This is a genomic window from Aquibium pacificum (assembly GCF_040839445.1).
Taxonomy (GTDB): domain Bacteria; phylum Pseudomonadota; class Alphaproteobacteria; order Rhizobiales; family Rhizobiaceae; genus Aquibium; species Aquibium pacificus.
On record NZ_JBDPGJ010000005.1, the window covers coordinates 88,930 to 101,082 of the forward strand.

Here is a 12,153-nt window from a genome sequence, read left to right on the forward strand (position 1 = left end):
CAATCGGAGAGACTTTTCATGCGCTTGATCGCCGCCACCTTCGGGATTGCCCTGCTGACGCAGGGGACCGCATTCGCCCAGGACGACGTCACCGTGCCCTACGTGCAGGCGTTTTGCAGCCTCGGCACCGTCGATGGCGGATCCGGCAGGGCCTATCTGGCGACGCCGGAACTGGGCGAGGCCATCAGGACGGCAATGGCCGAGAACGCAAGGCTTCAGGAGGCCGACCCGCAAGAGAAGCCCCCGCTCGGCGACGGGGTTCCCTGGCAGAGCTTCCAGGACGTGGCGCCCGCCTGCGAACCCGGCGCCGTCACGACCGAAGGCGAAAGGCTCGTCGCGGAAGTGAAGTATGGCTTCCCCGACTCCCCCGGCTCCGGCTGGGTCGACCGGCTCGTGCTCGTGAAGGCGCCCGACGGCGTGCTTTATGTCGACGATGTCCTTTACGGCGATACCGGCGAAGACCAGACGCTGCGCAAGACCCTCGCGGAAGCGTTCTCGCAGTAGGGCGGATCAGTTGTTCGGCAGGAGCTCCACCCGCCCGTAGGCCGGTATCTTCAGCGCCGGCCGCGAAAGGTCCAGACCCGCGACCAGGCCGAGGAAATGGATCTCCAACCCGCTGCGGACGCCCGCGGCGAAGCCGACAAGGCCGCCGAGGGTCGCGTGCACGTCGCGCCCGTCCGGCGCGATGTCGAACGAGGCGAAGCCGGGGGCGAAGTCGCGCCCCGTCGCGTTGGGTGGCAGGACCGCGCCGAGTTCCGGTGTCTCGCGCAGCACGTGGGCGACGAAGCTGTTCGAGTTCGGTCCCGGCCAGAGTCGGTAGTCGCCGTGCTGCGAGTAGGGATAGCCGGCGATCGCCCGCTCAACCTTCGGGATCAGCCTTTCGGCCTCCTCGCCGCTGACCGAGCGGACGACCCACGGAACGTTGGAATACCACCGCGCGTCGGCCGCATAGGCGTTGCGGCGGATCGGCGAGCCCCAGCCCACCTTGTCGTAACGCTCGTAGACGGCCGTGCCCGGCCGCTTGACGACCAGCCAGCTGTGCACGGCTAGCGCTCCCTTGAGGCCCCCGGTACGCGCCGCCATCACGTAGATTGCGGCCCCGTCACGGGCGGGCGGCGGCAGAACCCCGCTGGACGACCAGTCGGCCGATCGCCACGATCCGGGGCGGTCGAGCATCGACCACCATCCGGCCGTGGCGAAGGTCGGCGCGACGAACACGGCGAGCACGAACACGATCATCAGTCTGATCCGGCGCATCCGGAAAGCCTTTGCGTCTCGATCCCGAAAGGAATAGGTGCGGTTCTCCTCGTGGAACACTGACATCTTGGTGATGCTATGGCCAATCCCGTCCTGGTCGAAGTCCTGCGCGGCGCGGCCGTCGAAAGTTTCCATCGCGGATCGGTCGCCGTGGTCGACGCCGACGGCGCGACGGTCATCTCGCTCGGCGACATCGAACGGCCGGTCTTCCCGCGCTCGGCGGTGAAGGCGATCCAGGCGCTGCCGCTCCTCGAGAGCGGCGCGGCCGACGCCTATGGCTTCGGCGACCGCGAGATCGCGCTTGCCTGCGCCTCTCATTCGGGTGAACCCGAACATGCGAAACTTGCCGCCGGAATGCTAGATCGGGCCGGGCTCGACCGCGATGCGCTCGAATGCGGCACGCACTGGCCGCTCGGCGAGGCAGCCACGATCGACCTCGCCCGCAGCGGCGCCGAGCCCTTGCAGCTCCACAACAACTGTTCCGGCAAGCATTCCGGCTTCCTGTGCACCTGCCGGCACGCCGGCATCGATCATCGCGGTTATGTCGACTATGGCCACCGCATGCAGGCGATGCTGCGCGCTACGATGGAAGAGGTCACCGGCGCCATCCACGGCGAGGCCAACGTCGCGACAGACGGCTGCTCGATCCCCACATACGCCGTGCCGCTTCGCTCGCTGGCGCTCGGCTTCGCCCGCATGGCCACCGGCGTCGGCATGGGGTTGGAGCGGATCAAGGCGGCGAAGCGCATCTTCGCCGCCTGCATGGCCGAGCCGTTCTACGTGTCCGGCACCGGGCGGATGGACATGCTCTTGATGCAAGCGGGGCAGGGGCGCATCTTCGCCAAGACCGGGGCGGAAGCGGTCTACTGCGCGGCGCTCCCCGAACAAGGGCTGGGCATCGCGGTGAAGTGCGACGACGGCGCGACGCGGGCGGCCGAGACGATCGTAGCCTCCGTGCTCGCCGGGCTTCTTGCCTCGGATGACGGCCTGCGGACACGGCTGTCGGAACTGGCCGCTCCCGCCATCCGCAGCCGGCGCGGGGCCGTGGTGGGTCAGGTGCGGCCGGCAGAAGCGCTCACCGCGGCGCCAGACTGACAGCCGTGCCGAATGCTTTCGCTCAGCCGACGTGATTGCGCTCGACGGTGAGGTGGGCGTGGCCGTCATTGCCGATCCGCGCGAGGTCGCCTGTGGTCGCGTCCGCCCAGCGATAGCCGACGATCGCGCCGCGCCTCGCTTCCGATATGACGTTGTCCGAAATCACCACGGCGCCGGCGCCCTCGACCACCGAGACCGCGATGCCCGTACCGGCTTTGCGGATGACGTTTCCGGTCGCCGTCACGTTGCGCAGGTACGGCCCCCAGCCGAGATGCATGCCGTAGAGCGGCGCGTTCTCGATGATGTTGCCGGTGATTGCCGTATCCGCCTCCGCCGTGATGCCGACGCCGAAGCCCGGGGAGTCGGCGGGGTAGGGGCCCTCTTCGGAGAGGTTACGCACGACATTGCCGGAGCAGACGCCCAGGCGACCGCCTTCGTTGAAATTGACCATCGAAATGCCGTTCGCCGCGCCGTCGACGATGTTGTTCGAGATCACCGCGCCCTCGAACGCGAACTCCGAATAGATCGCCGTCTCTCCCGAGCGCAGGCAGGTGTTGCCCGATACCTGGATGTTGCCGCCACTGTTGGATCGGATGGCCGAGAAGGCACAGTCCGAGATGGAATTGCCCGAGACGATGACGCCGGCGCCGCGGAAGACGTTGATGCCGTTGCCGAACTGGCCGGTGCCGCCGTTGCGGGCGGCGATGCGCCGGATGCGGTTGCCGGTCACGATCGTGCCGTCGTCGCCGGTCTGCCACCGATGGACGAGGATGCCGCCATTGCCGCAGTCGTCGATCTCGTTGCCGGAGATCGTCATGCCCTGGGCCTCGACGCTGTAGATCCCGCTGTCGGCGGCGCCCGAAATGGCCGAGCGCTCGACGCGGCCGCCGACCCGCTCCAGCGCGACGGCGTTCTTGCTGCTGCCGATGAAACTGCAATTGTCGATGACGAGATGGCGCAAACGGCGCGCGTCGACCGTGCCCTGGACGTGGTCGCCGAGCCAGCGGTTGGCACCGTCGATCACGAGGCCGGAGAGCTCGATATGGTCGGCGCCCTCGGCGGCAAAGAGATGGCCGTCGCCGCCGTAGACAATGCGCGTCGCGCCCGGCGTGCCGCTGAGGACGACGCGGCGGGGCAGGGTGACGTTGGAGACGACGTAGTCGCCCGCGGGCAAGGCGATGGGGATGTCGCGGTCGGCTGCGGCCTGGAGCATGCGGCCGAAGGCCTTGCTCTGGTCGTCGTAGGTGCCGGGATAGACGCCGAGTTCGGTGGCGTCGATGGAGCCGCGGATCGACGCCGTCTCGAAGCCGGCCACACCGGCGGCCCGGCCCGCGACGGGGCCGACGAACAGGGCGCCTGCCGTGCCGGCCAAGCCGGCGAGAATGCGGCGCCTGTTCAGGATCGGTACGGTTCCGGTCTTCATGGACCGGCCCGTGCAGGAAGCGTGCCATCTCACCGCGCGGGTTGTATGCGGGTCCCGGAAGGTCTAGCCTTCGTTGATGAGCAGGGCATTCACCAGCAACGACGACAGTCTATCGGGCCTGAACGACATCGGCGAGCGGCCGGTCAGTACGCATCGCAACCTCGTCACGGCGCAGGGACTGGCCCATATCGACGCGCAGCTCGCAGAACTGCACGAGCTTTTCGCCCGGGCCGAGGCGGAAGGCGACCGCGAAAAGATTGCGCTCGTCTCGCGCGACTTGCGCTACTGGACGGCGCGCCGCGAGAGCGCGGAACTCTCGGTGCCGGAGCCCGGCAGCGACACCGTCCGGTTCGGGATGACGGTGACGATAGAGGACGAGGACGGCACAAGCCGCGTCTGGACGATCGTCGGCGAGGACGAGTCCGACGCCTCGCATGGCAAGATCAGCCATGCGTCGCCGATGGCGCAGGCGCTGTTCGGCAAGAAGGTCGGAGACGTGGCGACGGTGAGTGGCAAGGACTGGGAGATCGTGGCGCTCGCCTGACGGCGCCGGGACCCCAGGCAACGCGATCCGGCAGACGGCAAAGGACCGAGCGCCCGCGCGCTCGGCAAGGCCCACCATTCCCTATGCTGGAATGTCTCCCTCGGGTAGAAGGTGCCGTCGAACGAGACTTCCGGCGGCACCGGAAGACCCATCAGTCGGCTTCGGCCGGTGCGACGTCAACTTTCGGGGCTTCGATATTGGGCGTCTCGATGGTGACCTTTTCCGGTACATTGACGTCGATGCTGGCGGTACCCGTGCCGTCCAGCATTCCGCCTCCGAAGAGCCAGACGCCAAGAAGCAGGAGGACGACGAGTCCCCCGACGATAAACCATCCTGCGCCACTGCCGCCGCCGGTATGAACGACGGTTGTCCGTTCTTCCGGCACGATCGTAGTCCGTTCAATCCGTTCACCGGGTGTTGTGGTGGTAGTGTGTTCCTCTGTCTCGCGTATCATCTGCGGATCCTTCCTAGCCAGCCGTTCGCCGGCGTTTCGCCCTGACGCATCAACAACTTCGTCAACATCGTTCGGTTCCGGCTTATCCTTTTCGGGCTGAACTGAACCTATCCAAGAGGGAGTGGATCGATGGGGCGGAACCGAAGGAGACACACACTGTTGTAGTGGCCAGACTGTTGTAGTGGCCAGACCGGTTTGAAGGGCTCCGTTCTGATCAAGCAGTAGGGGCAGACCGAGATGCAAGCCACCCTTCCCCCCAAGCCATTGGGCAGCAGAAGTTTCGCGGGCAAGCGAAAAGCTCCATGGCGTAGAACGCGGTTCCCATTTGCGAGGAGACAGAAGCGCTCATCTCCCGTGCGAGATCTTCGCGACCGCTGGAACGAACAGTCATTAGCCCGGCAGTTCTTTTTTACAGGCGGCGTCGTTGCGATCACGGCCATGATCACGGTGGGAACAATCGTGACGGGCCTCATCGAAGAGGCAGTGACGAGAAACTCCGCGGCTTCCACCGCCCTCTACGTCGACAGCGTCATAGCACCCCTCCTGCCTGATATGCGTTCGACCGAAGGTCTTGGGGAGATGGAGAGCCGGGCACTCGATGAGACACTCGGCCAAGGCGCATTGGGTACCCGGCTGATGGCCTTCAGGTTGTGGCGTCCCGACGGCACGATCCTTTATTCGAAAGACAAGGAACTCATCGGCAAGACCCTTGATACGGACGAGACCCTCCGAGCCGCCTTCGCCGGCCGCATGGCCGCTCAGTTTGATCATCCGGGAGAAAGCGGAGGCATCGGCGGCGGCCACGGTGGCCTGCCTCTTCTGAAGATTTACAATCCTGTGCTGCAACCCTGGTCTGGCGAAGTCGTCGCGGTCCTCGAATTTCATGAACTTGCGACCGATTTCGCGCACGGACTTAGGCGGGCCCGGATCTACAGCTGGATTTCCGTGGCCACTGTGACGCTTGGCTTCTTCCTGACCCTGTCACTGGTCGTCTATCGCGGGAGTGTCACCATCGACCGGCAACGCCTGGCACTGCGCCGACGTGTCGGGGAACTGTCGCGGTTGTTGAACCAGAACAAGACATTGCACGAAAGGGTTCAGGGAGCCTCAAGGCGGGCAACCGCGCTGAATGAGACGCACCTGCGGCGGATAGGCTCCGATCTGCACGACGGCCCGGCGCAGCTTATCGCATTGGCGGCCTTGAGGCTCGACAGCGAAACGGTGCTTCGCGAAGACTTGCCCGCGGATGAACGGATGAGAGAGACGCATGCGGTCAAGTCCTATCTCGACGAGGCAATGAGGGAAATCCGCTCCATCTGCACCGGCCTCGTGCTCCCGCACATCGAGACGGCTGACCTCTCGAGCATTCTGAAGCGGGCCGTCCACAGCCATGAGAACCGCACGGGCACAAAGGTAGACCTTTGCATGTCCGGGCATGCGGTTGCTCTCGCCCCCTCGGAGAAGATCTGCATCTATCGCTTCGTCCAAGAGACGCTGAACAACAGCTACAAGCATGCTGGCGGCCTCAAACAGGAGGTGAGGCAAACATTGGAGGGGTCAAGTCTCAAGGTGGAGGTTGGGGATGCGGGGAGGGGGTTTGATCCCGCTACCGTTCTGCCCGAGAGCCTCGGGCTGGCCGGTCTGCGCGATCGTGTGGAAAGCCTTGGCGGCACGTTCCAGATCGCATCGTCGAGTGAAGGGACATGCGTAAAGATGGTTCTCAGTATCCAGGCAATGGAGCCGGAATGATGGCCGCCAACATCCGGGTTGCAGTGGTCGATGATCACCCGCTCCTCAGGGAGGGAGTCACCCGCAGTCTAAGGGAGATGAACGGCTTCGAGATTGTGGCAGAGGGTGCCAGCGGAGCAGACGCACGTCGTATCGTGGCGGAAGTCCAGCCGGATATCCTGATAATGGACATCTCGATGCCAGAGGGAGGGCTCGTCACCCTCCCGGTCGTTCTGGAAATCCGGCCATCGCAGAAAATCGTCATCCTCACGGTTTCTGAAGACAGCGATGACGTCTCGGCTGCGCTAAACAGCGGGGCGAATGGGTATGTGCTCAAGGGTGTCGGTACTCGGGGATTGGCCGAGGTCCTGCAGGCTGTATCGAGGGGCGAGACCTATGTTTCCCCCACGCTGTCGGCACGCCTGTTGTCTGATTTGAAATCGCGCCGAAGTGATGATCGAGAAACAACAGTATTGGCAGACTTGACTGAGCGCGAGCGCGAAGTCCTTGACCTAGTAGCCGCAGGCCTGAGCAACAAACGCGTGGCGCTCCGTCTCGATTTGCACGAGAAGACGGTAAAGCATCATATGACGCGCATTCTTTCGAAGCTGAATGTCAGCAACCGCACTGAAGCGGCGCTCTGGGTACATCGCAGAAGCGTGGAAGGATGAGTTTGGGTTATTCTCCGGCAAGGGATCGAAGCCTTTCCCGATCAGCGGTTTGGGCCGCCCGGTTTATTATCGTTCGCCCCCGGGCATCACGCATCTCATAGCGCCCACCAGAGAGCCGCTCCTGCATCCCGCTCGGATGTTGCACCTCGATCGACGTAGCGCTGACGCTGACGGTGGCGCCGGTCGAAATGCTGAAAGACCGAGGGCCGACATCCTTGGAGCTTGACGAGCCGGTCGAGGACTGACCACCTCCCTTGCCGTTGCCACCGCCCTTGCCTCCACCGCCCCCGCCGCCACCACTACCACCGCCGCCCCCGCCGCCGCCGCCTCCGCCGCCGCCGCCCCCGCCTCCGCCGCCGCCGCCGCCGCCGCCTTTTGCGTGCGCTGCCATACCCGACGCATCAAGGGAACCGGTGAACGCAAGTCTCTCGATCGGAGCAGCTATGAGCAAAGATATGGTGACGAGCGGCAGAAGCTTTCTTCTCACGGCCATATGCAACCTCCTCACGCACTGATTGATCCGCCCGGCATTCCGGCGACCGCTGCACGGTGGAAAAGCTATGAGGCGACGTAAGGTTCAATGTCTTCGAAGCGTGGCCGCACCGAAGGGCAGATCAGTCTGCATTTCCCGAGCGTTGAGGGCCCCGACAACAGAATGAGCCCACCGGTTCGCACAGCGAAAAGTTCCGGTGGGCTCGCTTGCGCGGGACAGGGCGGGGACGCGCAAGAAATCGTGTACTCGTGCAAAAGCCGTAGAGACGGCGGCGATGGCTAGCTGACCAGCATTCCCAGAACCATGAAGCCAAAGCTAATTCCAAACATCGGGAACAGCAGCCATCTGGCTTGGTAGACGCTCTTTTCCATGGGAACCTCCTGAAATCAGTTTGGCCGTAAAGAACGCTCCGGGAACATGGTTCCGGCACCGGCGCCCCATCGGACCTTTGAGTTTGATGCATAGGACCAAAGCCCTATGCATGTTTTCCAATGGTCCCAGTTCCCCATGGCCTGAGGTCTGAGTCCGGAACTGCCCATTCATCTCCCCGTTCTCGACCAGCTTCTGGCGCTTGCATCGAGCTCCCGAAGCACAAGCGCACGCATCATCCTGAGCAGCCCATGTCGAGCCGACGGATTCGCAATTCACGCCGCGACCTCGCCTACGGGCGGGCAAGTTCGAAGCTCTCTGTTCAATGAAGTGCAGCCGGTGAACCGGGGCCAGAACGTACGCCCTTCCAACCCAAGGAGAACCAATATGAAGACTCTCGTGCTCAAAAACATCGCCGTGGCATTGATGGCAGGCTCGGCACTCGTTGCCCTGCCGGCTTTCGCAGGGGACAAGGCCGGCGCTGACGCAGGCGCCAAGCTCATGCAGGAGGGCAAGGTTTTTAACGACGGCGCCGCCAAAACGAACGCGACCGCGAAGGCCCCCCGGATCAACGGCGCCGATGCGGATGCCCCTGCCGATGCAGATTCGACAGCTGGTGCGGCCTCGACGGACGAAGTGCTCAAGCCGAACGAACAATCGGCAAGCGAATATGCGCCCGGTCAGAAGCAGAAGGCCGGCGCGGCAGACAGCGCCTTTGATGCGGCACCCGGTCAGATGGAGAAGGACGGTGACGTCGACACGGCCTCTGAGGCCGCTCCCGGCCAGATGAAGAAGGAGGAAGGAGTATCTTCCGAAACCACGGCCAGCATCGATGTCTCCACCGAGCAAAAGACGGAGATCCGAGAGATCATCGTTGAAAGCGACATCGAGCCCGTCGAGGCCGACTTCCAGGTCGAACTCGGTGTATCGATCCCGTCCACCATCACCTTGCATACTTTGCCGCCACGGGTCGTGGAGATCGTCCCCGTTTATGAGGACTACCGGTACTTCGTCCTGGCAGATGGCCGCATCGTGATTGTCGAGCCCGCGACGCTCGAGATCGTCTACGTCCTCGCTGTGTGAGGACCTGAACCCGAGCCGGTGCGGTTTCTCCGGCACAATCGACAGAGACATGAGTAGGAAAGAATTATGGAACGTTTCAGAGCAAGCGTGGCACTTGGAGGACTACTCGCCTTTGCGGGGCCGGCACTCGCCCAGTTCGATGCTACGGCAACGACGGACCTGAATATCCGCAGTGGACCCGGGCCTCAGTACGAGGTTGTTGGTGCCATTGGCGCGTCCGAGGCGGCCACGGTGAACGGCTGCCTGCAGGGAAGCAAATGGTGTCAGGTCACGCACAATGGCATCATCGGCTGGGCGTACTCGGAGTACCTGGCCGGCGATTTCGGCGGCGAACGGGTCGTGATCTCGGCGGCGCCCGCGACGGCGCAAGTTCCTGTGGTCGATTATGATCAGACGGCGAGCACCAATGCCACGGTCGGTGCCGCCGGCGGTGCGATCGCCGGTGCGCTCATCGGTGGACCGGTCGGAGCTGCAATCGGTGGTGTCGCCGGTGCTGCCACGGGTGCCGCTGTAACCCCGCCCGACACCGTGCGCACCTACGTGGTCGAGAATCGGCCCGATCCAGTTTATCTCGAAGGCGAAGTGGTCGTCGGCGCTGGTCTGCCGGATACGGTGGAACTGCGTGAGATCCCCGACTACGAGTATCGCTATCACTATGTGAACAGTCAGCCGGTACTGGTCGATCCCCGGACCCGTCGGATCGTCTACGTGTATCGCTGACGAGGCCGGTTTCGTGGCGCCCGGAAACTCCCGGGCGGCACGAAGCTTTCGCACCTATGCGAAGCCTCTGCAAAGCCGGGCTCCGCCATACTGGGGCGCGTTGCCTCCGAATTAGGCATTGCCACAAACGGGCAGTTTCGCGGCGTAGCGCCCGAAACCCGCCGGTCCGTTCCCTTCCCCGTCCCGGACGTTCGGAACTGAAACGGATTAGGGGTACTCCGCTCACCCTTCCGCCCCCGTCGCACAATCCCCGGAGAATGCAGGCGCGCCCGGTCTGGCCTTCTCGACAACCGATGGCGAAAATGGTTTTGTGCCGGTGCTCCGGGACTGCCCGAGCGACCCGCCCCGATTCTTGCCGCAATCTTCCGCAGATGCAGAGCATGACCGAGTTCCGACCAGAGATTCAAGGGCTGCGGGCGGTCGCCGTCGTTCTCGTGGTGCTGTTCCACGTCAAGGCGGTTTTCGTCGCAGGCGGTTTCGTCGGAGTCGACGTATTCTTCGTGATCAGCGGTTTCCTGATCACGCGCAAGCTCGTCGGCGAGATAGACGCGCGTGGGTCGATCGACATCCCGCTCTTCCTCGCCGGGCGGATGCGCAGGCTGTTCCCCGCCCTCTTCGCCACGCTTGCGGCAACCTTCGCCGCCTCCTACTACCTTCTCTCTCCCGACGGTTTGCAGAGGTATGCCGCCGGCGCCTTTCACGCCCTTCTCTATGTCTCGAACGTCTTCTACTGGAACGAGAGCGGATATTTCGACGCGGCGGCCTATTCGAAGCCGGATCTGCACACATGGTCGCTGAGCGTCGAGGAGCAGTTCTACTGGTTCTGGCCGCTGCTGCTCCTGCTCGTCAGGAAGCGAAGCCGGCTCGGTCTGCTCGTCCTGGTCTCTCTCGTGTTCTGGGCGAGCCTGCTCCTGAACTACGTCTTCTCCTGGGTGCCTCCCCGGTTGATCGGAACCTGGACGCCCCTTCTCTGGCCGCTCGTGGTGAAGGGGGATACCGCGATCTTCTTCCTCATGCCGTTCCGCATGTTCGAATTCGCGATCGGGGCCCTGTGCTTCCTCGCGAGCGAGCGGTACGCGCCGAGACCCGGCGCAGCGACGGCGCTGCAGGCGGCCGGGCTCGTCATGATCGGCGCGGCCGCGGTGTTCCTGACGGAGGAGACCCGGTTCCCGGGCGCCGCCGCGTTGCTGCCCTGCGTGGGAACGGCGCTGGTCATTCTGGGCGGTGAGAAGAGCCGCGCGAGCTTCCTGTTGACCAATCGGGTGACCGACTGGATCGGCCGGTCGAGCTACTCGATCTATCTCGTCCACTGGCCGGTCATCGTTCTCTATCTCGCGTTCAGACTCAAGACGGGGATCGACGTGCTCGAGGCGACATTGCTTTTCGTCGCGTCGCTTCTCCTCGGCTACGTCCTTTACGCCGCGGTCGAGTTTCCGTTCTGGAAACGCCGCTATCTGCGCGACATGGCACCGGCGCCGTTTACGATGCTCTCCCTGCTCTGCGCCCTGGTCCTGGTGCTTCCACTCGCGCATGCGTGGGCGAACGGCGGCTGGGGATGGCGCTTCGGGCCTTATGGAGACCGCTTCAACCTGGAGGCCTTGCAGCAGGAAACCGTCCGCTACGAGCAGATGCACGTCTCGTACGGCCGGTTCGACCGGGGCCGGAAGGTCCTGGTCATTGGCGACAGCCACGGGCGGGATGTCGCCAACGGTCTGCACCAGGTGCTTCCCGAGGACAGGTACGACGTGAAGTGGCTCCCTTTGCTCGCAATTTGTATTCAGCCCACGGCACTCGATCGGCCGCTCACCGAAACCTGCCCCCAGCGTTGGAAAGCGGTTCGCACCTCGCATCTGGTAGCTCAGGCAGACGTAATAGTGTTTTCGTTCCGATGGTGGGTCGAGGGAGCGAAGCAGGCCCACACCATGCTACTGGAACTTAAGCGGCTTTCCAAAGTGCCGACGGTTCGGCTGCTGGTTACCGGCCGCGTAATCGAGCCGGCGGGTTTCCCGGAAAGCGCTGTCTGGAAGATCAAAGCGGGTTTGTCCCCCAGCGCCATCAACAACCAGTTTTCCGTTTCGTTCTCGTACGTGGATCTCGTGGACAAGACACTCATGGACGCTGTCAGTAGGGCGAACATCCCTGGCGCCATGTTCTGGCGCAAGCTACCGAGCCAGTGCCCCAACCAAAAGTGCCGCTTCATCGATGAGGGAAGAAACCTTCTGATGTGGGACAATCAACATTTCACACTGACGGGCGCGCGGGATCTGGCGCAGGATCTCGTCCGCACGTTTCCCGGGATGTTTCCGCAGTGACGCG

12 protein-coding genes are annotated in these 12,153 nt (G+C 63.9%); 8 read left to right on the plus strand and 4 right to left on the minus strand.

What is annotated here, in order from left to right:
- The first annotated feature begins 18 nt into the window (after positions 1-18).
- Positions 19-504 carry a hypothetical protein gene (locus tag ABGN05_RS20840; RefSeq protein ID WP_367955978.1) on the plus strand — a complete coding sequence of 162 codons (486 nt, stop codon included), beginning with the start codon at positions 19-21 and terminating at the stop codon, positions 502-504.
- Positions 505-510: 6 nt separating this feature from the next.
- Here the strand turns inward: ABGN05_RS20840 and ABGN05_RS20845 are convergent, their stop codons facing one another.
- Entirely contained in the window at positions 511-1,257 is a 747-nt protein-coding gene (locus ABGN05_RS20845; protein ID WP_367956450.1) for a DUF3750 domain-containing protein, read from the minus strand.
- A 78-nt stretch (positions 1,258-1,335) separates the two neighbouring features.
- Here ABGN05_RS20845 and ABGN05_RS20850 point away from each other — a divergent pair, with 78 nt between their 5' ends.
- Positions 1,336-2,352 (plus strand): asparaginase, encoded by a 1,017-nt coding sequence (locus tag ABGN05_RS20850; RefSeq protein ID WP_367955979.1) that lies wholly within the window; start codon positions 1,336-1,338, stop codon positions 2,350-2,352.
- 22 nt (positions 2,353-2,374) lie between these two features.
- On the opposite strand, the gene ABGN05_RS20855 is transcribed toward ABGN05_RS20850, so the two are convergent.
- A complete protein-coding gene (locus tag ABGN05_RS20855) occupies positions 2,375-3,754 on the minus strand; it encodes a TIGR03808 family TAT-translocated repetitive protein (RefSeq protein WP_367956451.1) in 1,380 nt (459 codons plus the stop codon).
- Positions 3,755-3,851: 97 nt separating this feature from the next.
- On the opposite strand from ABGN05_RS20855, the gene ABGN05_RS20860 reads away from it, so the two are divergent.
- The gene (locus ABGN05_RS20860; protein WP_367955980.1) at positions 3,852-4,319 is read left to right on the plus strand and encodes a GreA/GreB family elongation factor; all 468 of its coding nucleotides are present in this window, start codon (positions 3,852-3,854) and stop codon (positions 4,317-4,319) included.
- Positions 4,320-4,470: 151 nt separating this feature from the next.
- On the opposite strand, the gene ABGN05_RS20865 is transcribed toward ABGN05_RS20860, so the two are convergent.
- Positions 4,471-4,773, minus strand: a complete 303-nt coding sequence (locus ABGN05_RS20865; protein ID WP_367955981.1) for a hypothetical protein — start codon at positions 4,771-4,773, stop codon at positions 4,471-4,473.
- A gap of 354 nt (positions 4,774-5,127) precedes the next feature.
- On the opposite strand from ABGN05_RS20865, the gene ABGN05_RS20870 reads away from it, so the two are divergent.
- The gene (locus ABGN05_RS20870; RefSeq protein WP_367955982.1) at positions 5,128-6,522 is read left to right on the plus strand and encodes a sensor histidine kinase; all 1,395 of its coding nucleotides are present in this window, start codon (positions 5,128-5,130) and stop codon (positions 6,520-6,522) included.
- Positions 6,522-7,172, plus strand: coding sequence for a response regulator (locus ABGN05_RS20875; RefSeq protein ID WP_367956452.1), 651 nt, complete (start codon positions 6,522-6,524; stop codon positions 7,170-7,172). Before ABGN05_RS20870 ends, ABGN05_RS20875 begins: the two co-directional genes overlap by 1 nt.
- Positions 7,173-7,179: 7 nt before the next feature.
- Here ABGN05_RS20875 and ABGN05_RS20880 read toward each other — a convergent pair whose 3' ends face one another.
- A complete protein-coding gene (locus tag ABGN05_RS20880) occupies positions 7,180-7,665 on the minus strand; it encodes a hypothetical protein (RefSeq protein WP_367955983.1) in 486 nt (161 codons plus the stop codon).
- A gap of 756 nt (positions 7,666-8,421) precedes the next feature.
- On the opposite strand from ABGN05_RS20880, the gene ABGN05_RS20885 reads away from it, so the two are divergent.
- The 3 genes from ABGN05_RS20885 to ABGN05_RS20895 all read left to right on the plus strand — a co-directional run bounded on the left by ABGN05_RS20885 (position 8,422) and on the right by ABGN05_RS20895 (position 12,149).
- Positions 8,422-9,117: a DUF1236 domain-containing protein gene (locus ABGN05_RS20885; protein WP_367955984.1), complete on the plus strand. Its 696-nt coding sequence runs from the start codon at positions 8,422-8,424 to the stop codon at positions 9,115-9,117.
- A gap of 66 nt (positions 9,118-9,183) precedes the next feature.
- Positions 9,184-9,837 (plus strand): DUF1236 domain-containing protein, encoded by a 654-nt coding sequence (locus ABGN05_RS20890; protein WP_367955985.1) that lies wholly within the window; start codon positions 9,184-9,186, stop codon positions 9,835-9,837.
- Between the two features lie 380 nt (positions 9,838-10,217).
- On the plus strand, positions 10,218-12,149 hold the full coding sequence (locus ABGN05_RS20895; RefSeq protein WP_367955986.1) for an acyltransferase family protein: 1,932 nt from the start codon (positions 10,218-10,220) through the stop codon (positions 12,147-12,149).
- The last annotated feature ends 4 nt before the right edge of the window (positions 12,150-12,153 follow it).